At 39.4% G+C, this 21,111-nt stretch carries 18 protein-coding genes; 7 read left to right on the top strand and 11 right to left on the bottom strand.

Annotated features, from left to right (window positions below):
- Nucleotides 1–6 precede the first annotated feature (6 nt).
- From porZ to BM179_RS22400, 6 genes are all read right to left on the bottom strand, one after another.
- A complete protein-coding gene (porZ, locus tag BM179_RS22420; protein ID WP_177219490.1) occupies nucleotides 7–1,860 on the bottom strand; it encodes a type IX secretion system anionic LPS delivery protein PorZ in 1,854 nt (617 codons plus the stop codon).
- A gap of 17 nt (nucleotides 1,861–1,877) precedes the next feature.
- The gene (locus BM179_RS22415) at nucleotides 1,878–2,453 is read right to left on the bottom strand and encodes a thymidine kinase (RefSeq protein WP_229633014.1); all 576 of its coding nucleotides are present in this window, start codon (nucleotides 2,451–2,453) and stop codon (nucleotides 1,878–1,880) included.
- Nucleotides 2,454–2,586: 133 nt separating this feature from the next.
- A complete protein-coding gene (locus BM179_RS25125; RefSeq protein WP_143095299.1) occupies nucleotides 2,587–2,766 on the bottom strand; it encodes a hypothetical protein in 180 nt (59 codons plus the stop codon).
- Between the two features lie 34 nt (nucleotides 2,767–2,800).
- A complete protein-coding gene (locus BM179_RS22410; protein WP_218159274.1) occupies nucleotides 2,801–3,547 on the bottom strand; it encodes a succinate dehydrogenase/fumarate reductase iron-sulfur subunit in 747 nt (248 codons plus the stop codon).
- Nucleotides 3,548–3,688: 141 nt separating this feature from the next.
- Complete coding sequence (locus BM179_RS22405; RefSeq protein ID WP_092019411.1) at nucleotides 3,689–5,671, bottom strand: fumarate reductase/succinate dehydrogenase flavoprotein subunit; 1,983 nt, start codon at nucleotides 5,669–5,671, stop codon at nucleotides 3,689–3,691.
- 152 nt (nucleotides 5,672–5,823) lie between these two features.
- Nucleotides 5,824–6,492, bottom strand: coding sequence for a succinate dehydrogenase cytochrome b subunit (locus tag BM179_RS22400; protein ID WP_092019410.1), 669 nt, complete (start codon nucleotides 6,490–6,492; stop codon nucleotides 5,824–5,826).
- 536 nt (nucleotides 6,493–7,028) lie between these two features.
- On the opposite strand from BM179_RS22400, the gene BM179_RS22395 reads away from it, so the two are divergent.
- The 3 genes from BM179_RS22395 (at nucleotide 7,029) to BM179_RS22385 (ending at nucleotide 11,473) form a co-directional block, all read left to right on the top strand.
- Nucleotides 7,029–9,881, top strand: coding sequence for a T9SS type B sorting domain-containing protein (locus BM179_RS22395; protein ID WP_092019409.1), 2,853 nt, complete (start codon nucleotides 7,029–7,031; stop codon nucleotides 9,879–9,881).
- Between the two features lie 69 nt (nucleotides 9,882–9,950).
- Nucleotides 9,951–10,388, top strand: coding sequence for a thiol-disulfide oxidoreductase DCC family protein (locus BM179_RS22390; RefSeq protein WP_092019408.1), 438 nt, complete (start codon nucleotides 9,951–9,953; stop codon nucleotides 10,386–10,388).
- Nucleotides 10,389–10,567: 179 nt separating this feature from the next.
- Complete coding sequence (locus tag BM179_RS22385; protein WP_092019481.1) at nucleotides 10,568–11,473, top strand: prohibitin family protein; 906 nt, start codon at nucleotides 10,568–10,570, stop codon at nucleotides 11,471–11,473.
- Nucleotides 11,474–11,479: 6 nt separating this feature from the next.
- Here the strand turns inward: BM179_RS22385 and BM179_RS22380 are convergent, their stop codons facing one another.
- Both BM179_RS22380 and BM179_RS22375 read right to left on the bottom strand, forming a co-directional pair.
- A complete protein-coding gene (locus BM179_RS22380; protein ID WP_092019407.1) occupies nucleotides 11,480–12,079 on the bottom strand; it encodes a hypothetical protein in 600 nt (199 codons plus the stop codon).
- A gap of 90 nt (nucleotides 12,080–12,169) precedes the next feature.
- Nucleotides 12,170–13,402: a bifunctional 3,4-dihydroxy-2-butanone-4-phosphate synthase/GTP cyclohydrolase II gene (locus BM179_RS22375; RefSeq protein WP_092019406.1), complete on the bottom strand. Its 1,233-nt coding sequence runs from the start codon at nucleotides 13,400–13,402 to the stop codon at nucleotides 12,170–12,172.
- Nucleotides 13,403–13,898: 496 nt separating this feature from the next.
- On the opposite strand from BM179_RS22375, the gene BM179_RS22370 reads away from it, so the two are divergent.
- The 3 genes from BM179_RS22370 to BM179_RS22360 all read left to right on the top strand — a co-directional run bounded on the left by BM179_RS22370 (nucleotide 13,899) and on the right by BM179_RS22360 (nucleotide 17,211).
- Complete coding sequence (locus BM179_RS22370) at nucleotides 13,899–16,001, top strand: T9SS type B sorting domain-containing protein (RefSeq protein WP_092019405.1); 2,103 nt, start codon at nucleotides 13,899–13,901, stop codon at nucleotides 15,999–16,001.
- 106 nt (nucleotides 16,002–16,107) lie between these two features.
- Nucleotides 16,108–16,443 carry a YbaB/EbfC family nucleoid-associated protein gene (locus BM179_RS22365; RefSeq protein WP_092019404.1) on the top strand — a complete coding sequence of 112 codons (336 nt, stop codon included), beginning with the start codon at nucleotides 16,108–16,110 and terminating at the stop codon, nucleotides 16,441–16,443.
- Between the two features lie 57 nt (nucleotides 16,444–16,500).
- Nucleotides 16,501–17,211, top strand: coding sequence for an ATP-binding cassette domain-containing protein (locus tag BM179_RS22360; RefSeq protein ID WP_092019403.1), 711 nt, complete (start codon nucleotides 16,501–16,503; stop codon nucleotides 17,209–17,211).
- A 79-nt stretch (nucleotides 17,212–17,290) separates the two neighbouring features.
- On the opposite strand, the gene BM179_RS22355 is transcribed toward BM179_RS22360, so the two are convergent.
- A complete protein-coding gene (locus tag BM179_RS22355; RefSeq protein ID WP_177219489.1) occupies nucleotides 17,291–18,541 on the bottom strand; it encodes a peroxiredoxin family protein in 1,251 nt (416 codons plus the stop codon).
- Between the two features lie 126 nt (nucleotides 18,542–18,667).
- Complete coding sequence (locus BM179_RS22350) at nucleotides 18,668–19,444, bottom strand: amidohydrolase (RefSeq protein WP_092019401.1); 777 nt, start codon at nucleotides 19,442–19,444, stop codon at nucleotides 18,668–18,670.
- A 71-nt stretch (nucleotides 19,445–19,515) separates the two neighbouring features.
- On the opposite strand from BM179_RS22350, the gene BM179_RS22345 reads away from it, so the two are divergent.
- Nucleotides 19,516–20,625 carry a redoxin domain-containing protein gene (locus BM179_RS22345; protein WP_092019400.1) on the top strand — a complete coding sequence of 370 codons (1,110 nt, stop codon included), beginning with the start codon at nucleotides 19,516–19,518 and terminating at the stop codon, nucleotides 20,623–20,625.
- 76 nt (nucleotides 20,626–20,701) lie between these two features.
- Here BM179_RS22345 and BM179_RS25830 read toward each other — a convergent pair whose 3' ends face one another.
- Nucleotides 20,702–20,977 (bottom strand): RES family NAD+ phosphorylase, encoded by a 276-nt coding sequence (locus BM179_RS25830; protein WP_218159273.1) that lies wholly within the window; start codon nucleotides 20,975–20,977, stop codon nucleotides 20,702–20,704.
- Between the last annotated feature and the right edge of the window lie 134 nt (nucleotides 20,978–21,111).

Here is a 21,111-nt window from a genome sequence, read left to right as displayed (position 1 = left end):
CATACGTTATTTAATAACTGCCAGTCGGCTGACCAGTGTCTCTTCTCCCTTCCGGTTGAAACTAAAAATCATATACACACCGGTTGCTACTTTATCTCCATTGAGCATTCTTCCATTCCAGACTGCTGTCCCCCCGTTTGCTCTGGTTTCATAGACCAGCCTTCCGTTTGCATCTGTAATTTTAACATATGCATCTTCTACCAGGCCTGAAATCCCGACCGTTCCGTTAAAATCCGGTCTTACCGGATTCGGGAAGACTTTTACAGCATTCTGATCCTGCGTCTGACTCCCATCGGAAGCCGTCCCCCGGTAAGAGACCAAACCATTGGTAGTTCTGATGTAAACTTCACCACTGACAGGCTCTACCGTAATGTATTGAATTTCATTGGATGGCAAAGGGCTGTTTTTATCTGTAAAATTGGTAACAAGCTCAGTGGCATCGGCATTAAAAAGGAAAATTCCGTTTTGTGTGCCGATCCATTTTCTGTTTCCGCCATCTATCGCAATAGCAGTAACAACCTGGTTATTTAAAAGTCTTCTTCTCTCAAAAACGGGTGTATAGGCATTAAAACTCCCTCCGTCAAAAGCCCCGGTCGGATTGTCAAAAACAGCTACACCATTACTGGTCCCTACCCAAATCTGACCATCCTTGTCTAATGATAAAGTATTTACATTACCATTCGGTAGTTTTCCGCTCCCGTCAGCTGTAGAAAGATAACGGCTTTGATTTTTGGTATTTTTGACTAAAATTCCCTGATAATATCCCAATCTGATCCAAAGGTTCATATCGGCATCTGCAATAATGGAATCTTTTCTTATGTGAAAGAGTGTATCATTGCTCACAGGACTGTAACTCTTAAAACTACCGGAGGCATTTCCGACCAAACCATTTACAGCATCGGCAATCCACAATTTTCCGGCAGGATCAGCCAGTGATTGCTGTGGGTTTCCGGAAAAAGGTGTTTTAATGGTCTCTATTTTACCGTCTGCATTTACCAGAAAAACGGAACCATTACTAAATGATAAAGTACTGTATTTATTCAGAAAAGCTGCATTTACAAGATTATCATTTACCGCAAGTATTTTGGTAAACTTCCCTTTTTCCAGCTTAAAGATTCCTTCTCCGTCAAAAATCGCCAGTAAGCCTGTATTTGAATTACAGATTTTGTATTTTCTGGCACTAATTCCCTTCCAGTTTCCATAATACTGTAAATTAATATTGGAGGAAAAAGGTGCTGCTCTTACTCCCTGGGAAGATGTCAGATAAATACTGTCGTTGGCAATTGTACTCCGGTAAACGGCCATTTCTGAGCCATTGTCACCAAGATTCTGGTATGTTTCACGGATATCCTGCCGATCCAGATCAAGTACGACCAAACCAAAATCATAGGCAAGAAAAGCTGTTTTATCCTTAATCTCAATGTGATTAACTTCTTTATTTCCCTGAATCTGAGCGGTTTCCTTAAGTAAAGGAATATTAAGAATATTTCCCGGTTCCCCCAGATCATTCAGAGAAAGCAGGTCTATATTTCCGGATTTATAAGCAATTATTAAGGTTTTTGAGACCTGACTGTATTTTATTTTACTGATTAATGACTCTGAGAGTCCATCTATTCTGGATAATCTAAATGTCTCTCCGGCTGTATTATCGTAATAAAAAAAGCCGTTTGAAGTAACACAATAAATTTTATTTCCGGCTATCTCTAAATCTTTGGCATTAGAATAATTAAAATGTGATCTCCAGGTTCCTATTGGAATATCCTGCGCAAAAACAGAAGATGCTGACTTCAGGAAAATGAAAAACAGAAACAAACCGATGGCTTGTTTTTGATAATTTTTCCTCTTAAAGTAGTCAGACATAATCATCAGTCAGTTTTTTACAAATGATAACATTTCCTGCATCGTGCTTCGTATGAATCCGTTTCACCAAGTAAAACTTCGTCCTGAGAAGCTGCTTTCCGGTAAGAATAATGCGCAACATCTCCGCAAACCACACATACTGCATGCACTTTGGTAATATATTCAGCCACAGCCATCAGCCCCGGCATGGGTCCGAAAGGATTTCCTTTAAAATCCATGTCCAGACCAGCAACGATAACCCTCTTTCCTTTATTGGCTAAAATATTACATACTTCCACGATTCCTCCATCGAAGAATTGCGCTTCATCAATTCCAACAACATCGCAGTCGCCGGTTAATGCAAGAATATCCCTGGATTCAAGAATCGGAACGGAAGGAATTGACAGGGCATTGTGCGAAACAATATCCTCGTCGTGGTATCTGGTATCGACGTTAGGCTTAAAAATAGCTACTTTTTGTTTAGCTATCTTGGCACGGTTAAGTCGTCGGATCAGTTCTTCGGTTTTTCCTGAAAACATTGAGCCGCACACGATTTCTATCCAGCCCGTGCGTACTTCACTCTGATGATGATTGTGATAAGGTTCTATGAACAACTTTTTAATATTTATTGTACATCCGCTAAAAGCGGCCATAAATGAATCTGAAAAGCAGGCCGGACAGATTTTATCTGATTACAAAATCCAACCACATTACCGGCACATCCTTTCTATCTAATTTACTGCAAAGTTACGTTTTTTTACGATAAAGCGTTTGCACAATTTTACGCGTAAAAACATCATTCTTCAGATTCTCTTTAAACCGGATAAAATCTGAGCCGCCGGAAAACAAAAAAGCTCTGTGAATAATCACAAAGCTTTTCTGACAATCATCATCTCCCTGCATCAATCTGATCTTCTTTCTTTTCAAAAGAATCAGTCACATTTTCAGGTTCTGGTTGTTTTTATTTTGAAGTAAGTACTGCACTAAAGTACTCTCTGTTCATTCTGGCAATATTTTCCAAAGAAATTCCTTTTGGACATTCCGCCTCGCATGCTCCTGTATTTGTACATGCTCCGAAACCTTCTTCATCCATTTGCGCAACCATCTTTTCAGCGCGGATAGAACGTTCTGCCTGTCCTTGCGGAAGCAATGCCAGCTGAGAAATTTTAGCAGAAGTAAATAACATTGCGGAAGCATTTTTACAAGCAGCTACGCAGGCACCGCAACCGATACAAGCCGCCGCCATGAAAGCCTCATCTGCATCCGGTTTAGCAATCGGAAGTGCATTAGCATCCTGTGCATTACCGGTATTTACAGAAACAAAACCTCCGGCAGAAATAATTCTGTCAAATGAAGAGCGGTTTACAGCAAGGTCCTTAATTACAGGAAATGCTTTAGCTCTCCAGGGTTCAACCGTGATTGTATCTCCGTTTTTGAAGCTACGCATGTGCAATTGACAGGTAGTAACTCCTCTGTTTGGTCCGTGAGGTTGTCCGTTGATATACATCGAACACATCCCACAAATACCTTCACGGCAATCATGATCGAAAGCAACAGGTTCTGTACCTTCAGTAATGAGACGTTCGTTTAGTACGTCAAACATTTCAAGGAAAGACATATCTTCTGAAATGCCTTTTACGTCATAAGTTTCAAAACGTCCTTCAGAGTTTGAATTTTTCTGACGCCAAACCTTAAGCGTCAAGTTCATATTACCTTCCATTTTGATTTCAATTATCTGTTATCCGTGATCTGTTATCCAGACTTTATGAGAAATATCAGTTACTTGTTTTATTCATTAGTCCTTTTCAGGATAATGAACAGGCACGAAATTCTGATCTGCAACAACAAACTATTTATAAGAACGCTGTGCAATTTTGATGTTTTCGTACACTAATTCTTCTTTATGAAGTTCGAATTGAGAATCTCCTTTGTATTCCCATGCTGCTACGTAAGCATAATTCTCATCATCACGTTTTGCTTCACCTTCTTCAGTCTGATATTCCTCACGGAAGTGACCTCCACATGATTCATTTCTGTTTAAAGCATCAACGCACATTAATTCTCCCAATTCAAGGAAGTCAGCCACACGGCCTGCTTTTTCCAGTTCAGGGTTAAATTCATCTGCATCTCCTGTTACTCTGACATCCGACCAGAATTCTTTGCGAAGTGCCTGAATTTCAACAATTGCTTCCTTTAAACCTTTTTCATTACGGGCCATTCCACATTTGTCCCACATAATTTTACCTAATTTCTTGTGGAAATGGTCAACTGATTTAGTTCCTTTAATAGACATCAGTTTGTCAATCGTTTCCTGTACATTCTTCTCAGCTGCCACGAATTCAGGAGCATCTGTTGAAATGGCTTTTGTACGAATCTCGTTAGCAAGATAAGAACCGATTGTATAAGGAATTACGAAATACCCGTCAGCAAGACCCTGCATCAGAGCGGAAGCTCCCAGACGGTTTGCACCGTGATCAGAGAAGTTTGCTTCACCTAAAGAATAAAGTCCCGGAATAGTTGTCATTAAGTTATAATCAACCCAAAGTCCACCCATTGTATAGTGAACCGCCGGGTAAATTCTCATCGGAACTTCGTAAGGATCCTCTCCGGTAATCTGCTTGTACATATCAAACAAGTTACCATATTTCTCTTTTACCACTTCCTTACCCATTATCTGAATTTCTTCGTCAGAAGGAGAATGGATACTGCGCTTGTTAGCTTCTCCTTTTCCGTAACGGATAATTGCAGCAGCATAATCAAGGTAAACCGCCATTTTAGAAGTACCTACGCCATAACCTGCATCGCAACGCTCTTTTGCAGCACGTGAGGCGATATCACGAGGAACAAGGTTACCAAACGCAGGATAACGACGCTCAAGATAATAATCTCTTTCGTCCTCAGGAATTTCGTTAGCCTTACGGTTATCGTCTTTTTTCTTTGGAACCCAGATACGGCCATCATTACGCAATGACTCCGACATCAGCGTTAGTTTTGACTGGTGATCTCCTGAAACAGGGATACAGGTCGGGTGAATCTGAGTATAACAAGGGTTTCCGAAAAACGCTCCTTTTTTGTGGGCTTTCCAGGCAGCAGTCACGTTAGATCCCATTGCGTTGGTTGACAAATAGAATACGTTGCCGTAACCTCCTGAGCAGATCAGAACGGCATGACCGAAATGACGTTCCAGTTTTCCTGAAATCAAATCACGGGCAATGATACCACGTGCTTTTCCATCAACCATTACCACTTCCATCATTTCATGACGGGTGCATAGTTCTACGGTTCCCATACCTACCTGTCTTTGAAGTGCGGAATAAGCACCCAAAAGAAGTTGCTGACCAGTCTGACCAGCAGCATAGAAAGTACGTTGTACCTGTGTTCCACCGAACGAACGGTTTGAAAGCAATCCGCCATATTCACGGGCAAAAGGAACACCTTGTGCTACGCATTGGTCAATAATGCTTCCAGAAACCTCAGAAAGACGGTGTACATTCGCTTCACGCGCACGGTAATCCCCACCTTTGATTGTATCATAGAAAAGACGGTAAATAGAATCACCATCATTCTGGTAGTTTTTAGCTGCATTAATCCCTCCCTGTGCAGCGATAGAGTGCGCACGGCGAGGTGAATCCTGGAAGCAGAAAACTTTTACTTTATATCCTAATTCTGCAAGAGAAGCAGCTGCAGAAGCACCTGCAAGACCTGTTCCGATTACAATAATTTCAAGACTCCTCTTGTTGGCAGGGTTTACCAACGGTACAGTTGAACGGTATTTAGTCCATTTCTCGGCTAAGACTCCGTCAGGTATTTTGGCATCTAATTTAGTTGACATAGACGAATTTTTTTAAAAGACACGAATTTAGAAATATGATTCCGTAATCAGGGTCCGGGATTACCTTTTGGTTTGAGAATAATGTTTCAGAAACAAAGGTTTTTCTTACCGAAACCGGCCGGAATTCATACTTAATGATTCATCACACGTTTTTACTTAATAATTCCTAAATACATTGCGATTGGCATAGCCGCGAAAATCAACGGAATGATAATGGCAAAACCTGTCCCAACTGATTTGATAAAAGGGGTATATTTCGGGTGATTCCATCCCAGCGACTGGAATGAGCTCTGAAACCCATGTAATAAATGGTAAGCCAGAGAAATGCAACCTAATACATATATAACTACAGGAACCGGGTTTTCGAATACTTCTTTCATTTCACCGAAAAGCGTTTCTTTTCCACTGGTAATTTCATCGGTAAAACGACTTACTACCCAGAAATGACGAAGGTGAATTACGAGAAAAATCAATAGAAGTGTTCCTAAAAGACCCATAGATCTTGAATACCATGTGCTGTTTGCCGCACCATTTACGGCATACTTTACCGGGCGTTTTTCATTGTTGCTTTTCCACAATAACAACCCATCAACAATGTGAACAATAAGGCCAAGGAAAAGGCCTATCTCAGCGGTACGGATCAGCCAGTTAGTTCCCATAAACTCAGCTGCTTTGTTGAAAGTTTCTCCGCCATCATTGAAGAAGATACATGCGTTGATGCCACAATGAACAAGCAGGAATGCTATTAAAGACAAACCTGTCACCCCCATTAAGAGCTTTCTGCCCAACGAACTTGATAAAGTTTTAGTTACCCAAGACATTTTAATAATTGATTATAGTTGCTAGTTGTCTGCAAACGCTGTCCTTTAAAGTTTCCAAAACCAGGTAACGGACGAACGAGTAACAGAAATTACTCCCAAAACTACTATTGAAAGATCGGTCTATCAAATAATCTATAATTTTTTAGCAATTATTTATAAACGTTCTACGTTATTTCAGGGGTTTTAGCGGGTATTTATGAGTCATCTCCCGGTTTAAGGTAAAACTCAGGAATTTTCGGAAACTTTTACCTGAAATATTAAACCTGTTTTCCGATATTATATCTGTTATAACTCAAATATTTCTATACTGAATCATACCTGTGTGCGGAAATTATCAGCACTGAAACGGGTCTGAATCCGGGGATTTCAATCTGTTTTCTTCATATTCTGACGTTTTAACTGAATTTAAAGTAGTTATTTCCTATAGGAAGTTTTTTTATATTCGTTTTTTGAATTTTCAAGATATTGGAAAAAAAATATTCTATAACTTGTAGCTTCAAATAATTAAGGCTTTTGCCTCATCTTATCCTTATACCATGAAGTCAGCTTTAAGATACATCTTTATTGTTTCGACGTTTCTGTTGAGTTTTGAATCTTTTGCCTCTCACCTTAAAGGGGGAGAAATTTCAGTAAGACGGGTTTCAAACACTTCACTTACGTACGAGTTTACACTAACCACCTATACAGAAAATAACCGCGCCAATCAGGAACAAACCTTTGTCTGGTTTTGCTTTGGAGACGGTACCGCCCCCGTGAGAGTTCTTCGCTGCTGCGGCACGCCCGTGGATATCCCGAATACAAACGGAACCCTGAAAAACATTTACAGAACTACTTACACATATCCTGCTCCTTCCCTGTATTATAAAGTTAATGTGGCTATTCCAAACCGTAATGACAATGTAAGAAACATGTCAGATTCGTTTAATACGCCATTTTATGTTGAAACCATTTTCTCTATCAACTCTGGTTTGGGTCTAAATTCTACTCCGGTATTATTGAACCCGGCCATAGATATTACCGCAGTAGTTGGTCAAAAATATACACATAACCCAAATGCAGTTGATGCTGAGGGTGACAGTTTAGCTTACAGATTAACGATTTGCCGTCAGGGATCTGAAGAAAGCTGCGATTTAAGAGGAGCCTCAGTAAACAATTTCCGTCAGCCTAACGAAGTTTCAGCCATTCCTGCCACTTTTGAAATCAATGCAAAAACCGGGGATCTCGTCTGGAATGCCCCTGCAGAAGTCGGGAAATATAACTGTGCCTTTATCGTTGAAGAATGGCGAAACGGAGTGAAAATTTCCGAAACTGTCCGTGATATGCAGATTGAGGTAGTAGATGCAGATAATAAAGCGCCTGTCATTACGGTTCCGCCTGACATCTGCGTTGAAGCCGGAACGATGATTAGACAAACTATTACTGCTACAGATACTCCTTCCAGCACCGGAAGAAGAGATCCGCTCACGATTACTTCAACCGGGGCAGTTTATGATCTGGCATACATTGGTCCTCCTTTGGCAACATTTGTTTCAACACCAAAACAAACTACTACCGTTGCAACAGGAACATTTACCTGGCAAACTTCCTGTAACCATATCCGGGAACAGACTTATGATATCCTGTTTAAAGTAGAAGATACGCCTCCGGTTCAGGTCGGTACTGCTGCGAAGCTGACCGACAGCAAGATCATGAAAATTAAAGTTGTCGCCCCAAGTGTGAAAAACTTTAAAGCTGCGGCTGACCCTGTGACCAAAGGGGCTTCACTCACATGGGATAGTTATGCCTGTCAGAATCCGGGAGCGCAGATTGTAATTTATAGAAAAGAAGGAAGTTGCCCGGATTATACCCCTAGTGCCTGCCAGACCGGATTGCCCGGAAGCCTCGGCTATCAGGAAATTGCACGGGTTCCGGTTTCAGATGTAAAATATGTTGATACCAACGGTGGCAAAGGCTTAAAGAAAAATGTGAATTATGGCTACAGGTTAGTAGTGGTTTTCGGGGCTCCTACCTATGGACAAAGCATTGCCTCTGCCGGAGCATGTCTGATGATCGAATCTCCGATAATCCTGATGACGAATGTAACCGTTGATAAAACAGATGTTACAAATGGTGAGATTACAGTAAAATGGACCCGTCCGATTGGTTTGGATAAAAATATCTATAGTGGCCCGTATCAGTATCGTCTGTCAAGAGCAACAGGTCTGAATGGTACTAACTTTACACAGATTTCAGGTAACATTGATACTGATTTGTCAGGGACTAAAGCTGATACTGTTCTTACAGATAAGGCATTAAATACGACAGATAATGCTTATCGCTATCGGGTAGAATTCTTCTATACCAATAACGGAAGCCTGGTATCACTTGATACTTCAAGCTCGGCCAGCAGTGTCAGACTTGGTGCTGCCGCAGACATAAGAAGTGTAAACTTAAGCTGGCAAGCCAATGTACCCTGGAACAATCAAAACCAAACACATAAGGTTTACAGAGAAACCAGACCAGGATCAGGTATTTTCAACCAGATTGCAGACGTTCCTGTTTCCGGTACCAACACCTTTAATTTTAAGGATTCCGGGGCAGATAATATTGCTTCTGACGGAGTTTATAAAGTAACAATGTCTCCTGATTCTTCTTATTGTTATAAAGTGCAGACGGTTGGAAATTACAGTGATCCTAAACAGAATCTGGGATTATTGTTTAACTTATCGCAGATCATCTGTGCAACCCCGAAAAGTAATATTGTTCCATGTCCTCCGGTATTATCCATTGACCTGTTAGACTGTAAAACTTTCAGCCAGTCAGGTCCTTGTGATCAAACTTCCTTTGCAAACGTACTTACCTGGACTACTCCTGCCAAGGATGCCAACGGCGTTGATTGTACAAAGGATATTGTAAAATATACGATATTCTATTCAGCGAAGTCCGACGGCAATTTTGAGAAAATCGGAGAGATCACTTCTCCGCAGCCATTGCCACAGACTTTTACCCATACCAAAAGTGATTCATACATTGGTTGTTATTACATTACTGCTACTGATAAATATGGTGCGGAAAGTGCAAAAAGCAATGTGGTATGTAAAGACAACTGTCCAAATTTTGAATTGCCAAATATCTTTACTCCAAACGGTGATGGCAAAAACGATACCTTCCAGCCATTAATTTGCCCGAGATTTGTTGATAATGTCAAATTTGATGTTTACAACAGGAACGGTACAAAAGTTTATGAGTATAATGGTGGTATCAAAGGTTTTGCCTGGGATGGAAAGACTAACGACGGAAAAGAGGTTTCTTCAGGAACTTATTACTACAGTTGTGAGGTTAAATTCCTGACATTAGATCCTTCTAAAACTTCGCTTAGCCTGAAAGGGTGGGTGGAGCTGTTAAGATAATTCTTCATTCATTTCAAAAGGATTATATTGAAGAAAATCGGGTGAAATGCCCGATTTTCTTCGTTTTATATGGAACCTCAGATTCATACAGACATACAAAAGCAGAATCATCAGATTGTCTTTTTTGATGGCATCTGTAATTTCTGCAATGCCAGTATCAATTTCATTATAGACCACGATCCTGAAAAGCTTTTCAAATTCATCCCTCTTCAATCTGAACTGGCACAAAACATTCTTGAACCTTTTGGAGAAAACAGGAAAATCCAACAAGATTTTGACTCTGTCATTCTTCTGAAAAACAATATTCTATACAAAAAATCAGCAGCAGCCATAGAAATTGCCGCACAATTAAACAGCTGGGTGAAACATCTTAAAATATTCAGATATTTACCTGAATTTCTCAGAAACCCGGTTTATGATTTTATAGCTAAATACCGGTATCAGATTTTTGGTAAATCTGATGAATGCCGTATTCCCACCCCCGAATTAAGAGACCGTTTTCTCTGATCTGAATATATTTTGCAATCCATAATCATTCCGAACCGCTTGTAACATTTGAGAACAAAACGCTTCACAATTGGTAATCTTTGACAAGATTTCTTTGCGGACAGATAGTTTTTCTCAAAACCAAAACCTTGAGTTCCGGGACTCTCCGCACACCCGGCTCTCAATTAAATCTTATTAAAATGTTCTTAATCTTTTTGGGCATCGTCGTATTAATGGCCGGGTTCGCCATTAGCTCACCATCAATGAGTTGGTCAAGGTACTCCCCGATAACAAGGATAGTCGGGGCAATCATAATTGTTATTGGTTTGCTCTCATCTGGCATTCGACAGATTAATGCCGGAGAAGTAGGAGTTCAGTCACTTTTCGGAAATGTAAAAAATAATGTTCTCGAAAGTGGCCTTAATTTCATTAATCCTCTTGCGGTTGTAACAGATTTTGACATCAAAACGCAAAATTATACCATGTCCGGTATTAAAGACGAAGGTGATAAAGAAGGCGATGATGCGATCAGAGTCCTGACAGCCGACGGACTTGAGGTCATCATTGATTTAACTGTTCTTTACAGAGTAATTCCTTCAGAAACGCCAAAAATCCTGAAAGAAATCGGGGTTGATTACAAAAACAAAATAGTCAGACCGATTACCCGTACCAAAATCAGAGACAATGCTGTTTATTATGATGCTGTTTCTTTGTATTCTACCCGAAGAGATGAATTTCAGAACAGAATCTCGAAAGATATAGAGAAGAATCTGAGATTAAGGGGAATATTACTGGAGCAGCTGCTGGTCAGAAATATTAACCTGCCGACTTCCGTAAAGCAGACCATTGAATCTAAAATCAATGCTGAACAGGAGGCTCAGAAAATGCAGTTTGTTCTTCAAAAAGAACGTCAGGAAGCCGAGAGAAAGAGAGTGGAAGCCCAGGGAATTGCTGATTACCAGAAAATACTTTCAACAGGTTTGTCAGATAAACAATTGCAATACGAAATGATAAAGGCTCAGAAAGAAATCGCTTTATCGCCAAATGCCAAGGTAATTATCATGGGTGGCAAAGGCAATGCTCCGATTATTCTGGGAGATAAATAAACCTGCTTAAAGGTTGTTATAATATTCAAGGATTTTAACCAGGTCATTCAGATTATGAATCATCAGCGACTTATTATCGATAAAATGTTTCAATTCTGAATGATGTTCCGAAAGGATACTGAACAAGCTTTTTCTGGATTTATGATATCGTCTGACTGATTTGTCCGGGAAAATGAAATAGAGTTCATAGGCTTCTCTGGTAATAGCCCTGGTATTCCATATTGGTGCATAACGGGTATTCTCTTTATAAAACAGAGAAATCTTGTTTTCATTAAAATAAAGAACCCCAAAGAAAGTCGGCGCGCCATAATCTCCTTTTTTATGCTCAGTAAGAGAATAGAAATATCTTCGGGTTTTTAAAACGGTATCGTAGAAATCAAATGATATAACCTGAAGCGCAGAGAAGGTTCTTAAAGCATTATCTTCGGAACGAAACTTTAAAATACCGGATTGCATTTCATATTGCATGGTACCCAAAAGTGTATCTCCTTTTGCGAGGATTACTTTTCCATAAAACCATTCCTCTTTATCATCAACTAAGTTTTGAGACAGAGAGCATAATTGGCAAAAGAGTACTAAAAATCCGATCAATAATGTTTTTATCATAATTAAAAGGTTTATCAGATTTTCCGGAAAGTAATGCCTGATACTTTCCGGAAAATTATTTTTAGCACTGTTAAAATTGCCGGAATTGTTTTATTTAGTCGAAATCATATTCTCCTTTAAAATATCATGTCCCATTTTGTCTCTTTTGGTAGCAAGATATCGTTCATTATGAGGATTAGGCTCCACTTCAATCGGAACCGTATCAACGATTTCAAGGCCATAACCCAGCAATGCTGCTCTCTTTTTAGGATTATTTGAAATCAATTTGATTTTGCTGATGTTCAAATCTCTCAGAATCTGCGCCCCAACGCCATAATCTCTTTCATCCATATTAAAGCCCAGCTCAATATTGGCCTCCACGGTATCCCGTCCCATTTCCTGCAACTTGTAAGCCCTCAGTTTATTAATCAATCCAATACCTCTACCCTCCTGAAACATATAAAGAATTACACCTTTTCCAGCTTTCTCTACCATTTCCATCGCATTGTGCAACTGCTCTCCGCAGTCGCAACGGCAAGAGCCAAAAATATCCCCGGTAATACATGAGCTGTGTACTCTTACTAAAATCGGTTCATCCTTTTCCCAGCTTCCTTTTACCAGTGCAAGGTGGTTATCTCCGGTATTGGTCTGGCGGTAAGCAATAAGATCAAAATGCCCCCATTCAGTCGGCATGTCAACCCCAATTTCACGTTTAATTAAACTTTCTTTTGCTAACCGGTATTCTATCAGATCTTTAATCGTTACCAGTTTTATATCGAACTTATCAGCAATTCTTCTCAAATCCGGAAGACGTGCCATAGAACCATCTTCATTGAGCACTTCAATAAGAACGCCTGATGGTTTATACCCTGCCAATCTCGCAAAGTCCATCGCCGCCTCAGTATGTCCGGTACGGCGAAGCACTCCTCCTTTTTTGGCTTTTAAAGGAAAAATATGACCCGGGCGACCTAAATCCTCCGGTTTAGTATTAGGGTCTGTTAAAGCGATAATTGTCTTGGCTCTGTCGGAAGCAGAAATCCCTGTCGTACATCCGTTTCCAAGCAAATCCACTGAAACAGTGAAGGACGTTTCGTGAGTAGCTGTATTCTTTCCGACCATCATTTCGAGTCCGAGTTCATCACAACGTTCTTCCGTAAGTGATATACACATTAACCCTCTGGCTTCACGAATCATAAAGTTTACAACTTCAGGGGTAATTGACTCTGAAGCACAAATCATATCTCCCTCATTCTCACGATCTTCATCATCAGCAACAATGATTATTTTACCATTCCTGATATCCTCTATCGCTTCCTCTATACTATCTAATTTTATGGTTGACATTTTGATTTCTGTTTGGTGAAATTTGTTTCTGGCTGGTTCTTTTTGATGAGTAATAAAAAAATTAAATTTAAACTCAAATTTGTTTGAGGGATCATTTTTCGGGTAAATTAATTATCACACGGCCCTCAGATTGATTTATATATCTGGCTTTGTTTCTGTCTTACTGGTTATCAACGACAAAATTACGCTTTTTTGTTCCTAACTTAAGCATTGCTTTTTTCGGAAATCAAATTTATCCGGTAGTTATTTCGTTTTCAATGCAATAAAATTAATAAGGTCTGATACTGGTTCTTTTTCAAGAGAAATTATTCAAAATAACTGACCGTTCAGAACTAAAATTTTATTCTAAACAGATTTAGCATAAAATTTGCAGTGTAAATTCCTGAAATGAGAGAATAGTATAAGTTCAATCTACGCTATTGACTTACAACCTATTAGAAAAAGGTGTTAAGATATTGGCTCATTTCAGACTCAAACGTAATGAGGATCCCATAAAATGAAAAAAAAAGTTTACTATATTTTTATTATACTTTTGGCTAACATGGTCTTTGTACCAATGTTTTCTTCCTTCATTTATGCCCAGCGTTGTCCTACAAATACCTTTGGTGCAAGTCCGGGCAGTTTTAAAATAGGGAACAAAGATGTCACAGGATTTTCCGGTACGGATAACAATACAATGATTACCATTTGTTTGGGAGATGTTGTTCCTTTAAAAAACACAGACCCGGGCGTTAGTCAGGCCTCAACATGGTATTACCCCGAACAACCCGCCGGCAGTCCCGCATCAATAGGAGCTTCGGGTTTTAATAATATTTCAAGCTATAAATTTGATAAAGCAGGTGTCTGGTTATTTATGCAAAGTTCTACCGGTGCATCCGGAGCAAAGTTTGCCTGTCAGGTAATTAATGTCATAACCCCTAAGCAACCCGTTGTAGAACAGATAACCAGCTGTAGTAACAATGAATTTATCATTACTTTTAAGAACGACCCGAATAACAATTTTGATCAGTATCAAATCAGCTACAAGCCGGTTCCCGGACCTCCGATAGTTCAGAATGTGTCGTTTACAGCAGCTGACTTGCCTTATACAGTACCTCCTCAGGTTGGGCTGGGTAGTTCGCCGAGAGCCATTGAAATAAGAGGATACAATAAAATCGGAACCAGTTGTGCTGCTCCAGCCTACTCTGTCGGCCCGCTTACCCCAAACTCTTCCACCGTTCCCAGACCAAGTCTGGTCAGTCTGGAAGGAGTCGGTGGCGGAACTTATAATCTGGCCTTTTCAGGGCAAAACGGTACAGCAATGAAAGCCTATTTAAAGGAATCAGGCGCTTCTTATAATTTTAGTACTCCTTATCAGTCGTTTATATCTCAATCGAATGGTATAGAAACAGTAGGTTTTACTGTTCCGGATAAAACAAAGCAATATTGCCTTAAACTGGAGGCTGTTGACAATTGCCCCGGAACTATTCCTCAGGCACATCTGAGTAATGATGAATTATGTACCATTCCTTTTAGCGTAACTACAGATCCGGTAAATAAAAAAAATATTATAAAATGGACTTCCCTTCCGTCAACATTGAGAAGTTTCACGGAATACAAACTGGAAAGGACTGACAAAAACGGCACAAAAACTGTTTTATTACAGACCCCATTTATTTCAGCCAATCAACAGGAGGACAATAACCTTACCTGTGGAGAAACCTATACATATCAATTAAAAGGAACTTACGGCTCATATACTTTAACAGAACCTATTCAGGTTAAAACAACCTGGCCGGAAACACTTTCTAATATTCCGTATGTTTTCACGACTATCGAAAATGGTCATGTAACGGTTAAATCTGCTTTTGATATAACTCCGACCAATCTTGCTCCCAACAGCTATAAATTTTACAAATTAAACCCGGCCACAGGAAGTTATGATTTTCTGGCAAAAAACGGATTAGGAACTTATGACGACCTTACAGCAGATTTTAACTCCGGTTCTTTTTGCTATCAGGTAACCTGGGAAAGCCTGTGCGGGAATGAGTCTCCTAAAAATAATCCCGTTTGCACGATTTTTCTGAAAGCTGACGGCCAGATACCTTATTGGACAAGTCAACCACCACAGTCTGATGGAGTAGGTTATTATAAATTAACCAAGCTATCTCCATCCGTTTCAGATTTTAATGTAGGAAAAGGAACAACCTGGACGACTCCTTTTCCGGCAAGTGATGGGCAGGTTATCGAACTGCAGGTAACATCTCTTAGCGCCACCGGCAAGAACGGTCCCAGCGTTTCAAACATTATTAAAATTTCAAGGCCTTCCCGTTTAATGGCTGCTGAAGCTTTTACTCCTAATGGGGATATTGACAATGATATATTTCTGGCACAGGGCATTTTTGTAAAAAAAGTGGAAATGAGTGTTTATGACAGATGGGGAAATATCCTTTTCTTCGGAAAAACTGATGATTTGGCAGCAAATGCCAACTTTGGCTGGAACGGACTAACCCCTGCAGGAGAGAGAGCTCCGCAGGGAAACTATGTGTACAAGATTGTTGGTGAAGATTCAGCCGGAAATACCTTGGTGAAAGAGGGCTCATTTGTACTGTTATACTAATTTATACCACATGAAAAACTTTTTTGAACCTGACCCTTGTCAGGTTTTTTCTTTTTTTAAGAAATAGACCATAACTTGCATCGTTGATTAATTAAATTCAGAAAATATGTTTGATATGATGGGCATGCTTGGAAAGGTCAAGGATCTTCAGGCTAAAATGAAAGAAGCACAGGAATCACTTTCAACAATTGTTGATACAGGAGAGGCCGGAGCCGGGATGGTAAAAGTTACAATTAATGGTAAGAAACAATTACTGAAAATTGAAATTGATGAAGATCTTATCAAACCTTCTGATCGTGAGATTTTACAGGATCTGATTGTTGCAGCAACAAATAAAGCCATGGAAAATATTGAAGGAAAAATTAAAGAACATCTTCAAAATGCCACCAGCGGACTTTTGCCAAATATTCCGGGGATGGATCTGGGAAGTATGTTTTCTTAAAATCTCACGGAGCAATTCTCACGCAATTCCTGTTTCCAAACAATATATTTGTTATTTATGTCAATCAAAATACAAAACCTTACCAAACTTTATGGTAGTCAAAAAGCCGTGGATAATATCTCTTTTGAAGTGAATACCGGGGAGATTGTAGGCTTTCTCGGACCAAACGGAGCTGGCAAATCTACTACTATGAAGATTTCAACCGGATATATTCCTGCCAGTTCGGGTACTGTTGAGGTTTGTGGATTTGAGGTAAATACGGCTCCGATGGATGTCAGGAAAAATATTGGGTACCTTGCCGAACATAATCCGCTTTATCTGGAAATGTATGTAGGGGAATTTCTGGAATTTATTGGTTCTCTTTATCATTTAAAGGGAAAACTTCTGAAAGACCGGATTGCCGGAGTCATTGATCTGGTCGGACTGGAGTTGGAAAAGAAGAAAAAAATCGGACAATTATCTAAAGGCTACCGTCAAAGGGTTGGTCTGGCACAGGCCCTCATTCATGACCCTAAGGTTCTTATCCTGGATGAGCCCACAACGGGGTTAGATCCGAATCAATTAGCAGAAATCCGTTCAGTTATTAAAAATATAGGTGCACAGAAAACTGTTGTTTTTTCAACACATATCATGCAGGAGGTAGAAGCCATCTGCGATCGGGTAATCATTATCAATAAGGGTAAAATCATTGAGAATAAGTCTCTGGCTGAGCTAAAACAATCAGGAAAGAATATGGAAGAAATTTTCAGAGAGCTGACCAATTCATAAACTTAGCCTTGCTATGCAAACGAGGCATTTTCTGACAAAAATTCAGAAAATGCCTCGTTTATTTTAATATTCATAAGTATTATTTGCCTGACTGATTATGCGTGGACTTTGATTGGCCGCTTCCCAGCAATTCATTAACATCTTTGTTAAATTCTTTTACAAATTCCTCATAATATTTCCCGGTTGCCGGGCCTGTATAACCTGTGTGAATCTTGCTTACATTCCCTTCCCGATCCACCAGAATTGTGGTAGGAAAAGACAGAAAGTCACTTAATGCAGGCAATACTGAACTCACTTGTTTTTTGTCAGCAACTCCCGCAAAAAGGATATCGTAATCAATTCCAAAACGTTTTTTTAAAGTCTCCAATCTTGTTTTAGCGAAAGCCGGATCATTTTTCCGTTCAAAAGATAATCCGATAATCTCTACACCTCTGTTACGATTGGCTTTATACCATGGAGCCAGAAAAGAAGCTTCATCAATACAATTCGGGCACCAGCTGCCAAGTATCGTTACAATTACAGCCTTTCCTTTATATTTTTCGTCCTTCAAAGAAACAAGTTTTCCGGAAAAAGCATCAGGTAAAGAAAAATCAAATTTTGTTCCCTCTTTGACCTTAGTGAGTGAATAAGCATCAGGAAGAGCTGCTTCCGCATTTCTTGTCCCTTTTATAGCAGTTACTCCTCTTACACCGATAATTTCTCCGGTAAGATTATCTCCTGAAATTTTACCTTTAATCAGAGAAGGGCTTGATCCGCTAAAAGCAGAAAGAAAAAACTCATCTCCTTTTACAGTACCTTCAAAGAACCTGTAATCTCCCGTAGTACTTAAAATTGTTCCGGTTAGCTTACTTCCTGACTGTTCAAATACACCAACAGTTTTGTTTCCGCCGTTCGGGCCGTTTCCTACAATTACATCCCATTTTCCATTAAGGCTTACCTCTGCTGAGACAGGGTTCTCAAAAAAACGGTATTTCCTGCCAGATTCTGCCTTAAATGAAATTCCGGCATCCGGATTGGCAGTATTTAATTTTTTGAATCTACCGGACAAAACAGTCGGGCTTTCAATTTTCGCGGATAATACCGCATCATAAATATCAACCGGAATAAACAATGAATCCCCTTTCTGGCTTACGTTTTTCAACTCAAATCGCTCCGAGCCATTTAAAAGAAACACTGTTGATCCGTTTAATTCAAAGTTGAAAGGCGATTCCTGCCCGTTGAAAATGGTGAATACTCCACGCCAGATTCCGGATTTAGGACTGACCTGTGCCTGCAGATTTGTCCCTAAAAGAACAAGGATTAACCAGATGAAAAACTTTATAGACTTCATGATTTTTAGTGTTAATGTGTTCATATTGTTGCGGTGGCAAATATACAAACTTAATCCATATACACTATAGACTATATTCAATAAATTATTTCTGACTTCAATAAGTCCTGAAAATAACATGAAGTATTACAGCATCTGAAAATCATCCGCATCGAGGTTTGCCGGAAATTTATTTCTGAAATCTATTAAAGCTTCTTTATTGAGCACTTCAGTTTGTATCATTTCTTCATTTTGTTTCAGAAACAGGGCTTCTCCTTTAAAATCTATCAGGGCAGAATCTCCTGAATAATGCAACCCTTTACCATCTGTTCCTACCCGGTTCACTCCTGCCACATAGGATAAGTTCTCGATTGCTCTTGCCTGAAGCAGAGTTTTCCAGGCATGTGACCTTGCTGCCGGCCAGTTAGCTACATAAATCAGTAAATCATATTCCAGCTTAATATTCCGGCTCCATACCGGAAAACGAAGATCATAACAAACCATCGGACAAATTTTCCAGCCTTTCCACTCAATAACCAGCTTTCGGTTCCCGGAAGAAAAATGGTCATGCTCCTCTCCCATTCTGAATAAATGCTTTTTATCATAAAACCGGTAATCTCCGTCAGGCTGCATCCAGATCAGTCTGTTAAAAAACCGATCATGGTCTTTTACAATAATACTTCCCAGGATAACTGAATTTGTTGAAGCCGCCTGCTGTTTCATCCATTTGAAAGTCGTAAGGTTCATTGGCTCTGCGATTTTCCCTACATTCATCGTAAAACCTGAATTAAACATTTCAGGTAAAATGATAATATCTCCCGGATGGCTGAGTTGCGAGATTTTTTCTTCCAGCATCGCCATATTGGCGACAGGGTTTTCCCAGAAAAGCTCAGTCTGTATCAGTGTGATTGAAAGGTTCTTCATAACTAAGAATAAATAATTAGTCAAAAATACGTAATTTGTTGATTGTAATTTCTATCCAATCCAAACCAACTATGAAAAACTTATTTATCTTATTCCTGAGCATAACTATGCTCTCTTTCAAAGGAATAGACCATCCTTCTCTGCCTATCGGCGCCCCCGCTCCTGATTTCAGTTTAAAAGGTACTGACGGAAAAATGTATACACTTAAATCTTTTTCCAAAGCCAGAATACTGGTTGTTATTTTCACCTGTAATCATTGCCCCACTGCCCAGGCCTATGAAAGCCGGATCAAAAAGCTGGTTACAGATTATAAAGACAAAGGTGTACAAATTGTTGCAATCTCTCCCAATGATCCTAAAAGTATAAGATTAGATGAATTGGGTTACACAGAATACAGTGATTCCTATGAAGAAATGAAATTGAGAGCCAAAGAAAAAGGCTTCAATTTTCCGTACCTGTATGATGGTGATACAGAGGAAACTTCAAAAAAATATGGACCGGTCGCCACACCACATGTCTTTATTTTTGATGAAAAAAGGGTGCTGAGATATTCCGGACGAATTGATAATGTGGAAAAACCTACAGAAACTCCGCAAAAAACAGATACCCGAAATGCAATCAATGCCTTACTGGAGGGAAAAGCAGTTCCTGTAGAAACTACCAAAACATTCGGTTGTTCAATTAAATGGGCTGAAAAACAGGTACTGGGAAAACAGGAAAAAGATGAATGGGCTAAAGAAGCTGTTTCCCTTGATCTGATTGATGAGGAAGGATTAAGAAATCTGGTTAAAAATGATTCCGATAAATTGAGAGTTATTAATGTCTGGGCAAGCTGGTGCGGTCCTTGTGTGGCAGAACTACCCGATTTTATGAATATTGATCACATGTACCGCAACCGGGATTTTGAGTTTATTACAGTTAGTGCTGATAAACCTGAAAAACAGGCAAAAGCACTTGCTATTCTCAAAAGGATGCAGATTTCAGCCAAAAACTACCTTTTTAATTCAGGTGACGCTTATAAACTGATCGAATTGATAGATCCTAAATGGCAGGGCGCTCTGCCATATACTTTAATCATAGAACCTAAAGGAAAGGTTGTCTATGGAAAACAAGGCCCGATAAAGCCAATTGAGATAAAAAAGCTAATCGTCGAACATCCATTGATTGGTCGGTATTTCTAAATCAAACTTTCATTTACTTGATTACATCGGCTGACGGCTGATGTAATCAAGTAAATGAAAGCCTACTTAGTATAAATTATATGAGCCGATTATCCCAAATAAATTCTTCGGTCGAATAAATTGATGTTTTTTTGGAAAAATCAGGATGATTTGTATTAATCAGATAATTACTCTCCCATGGAACAAGTACTGATGGAACTTGAAGAACTAGAGATTTTTCTGATCTATACCACGCTGAACCAATTTTTTGAAGAGTTGGATACCTTTGAATTGATTTCCAATTTCCCGGTAAATCTTTAATTTTTATTTCTATAATATCAGAGTTATCAATCTCTAAATTAATGAAAAGCAATTTATATCCTGATTTAATATCAATTGTATTTCAATGCGCAACTAATTCCAATGTTGATAATGAAATAGAAGCACCTGCATAAATTACAAATTCGTCATCTTTATTCCATCGATTTGCAACTCCAGATGCTTTCA

The sequence above is a fragment of the Pseudarcicella hirudinis genome (assembly GCF_900115665.1).
Taxonomy (GTDB): domain Bacteria; phylum Bacteroidota; class Bacteroidia; order Cytophagales; family Spirosomataceae; genus Pseudarcicella; species Pseudarcicella hirudinis.
The sequence above is the reverse complement of the archived record's forward strand: the minus strand, read 5'-3'. Positions and strand labels throughout refer to the sequence as shown.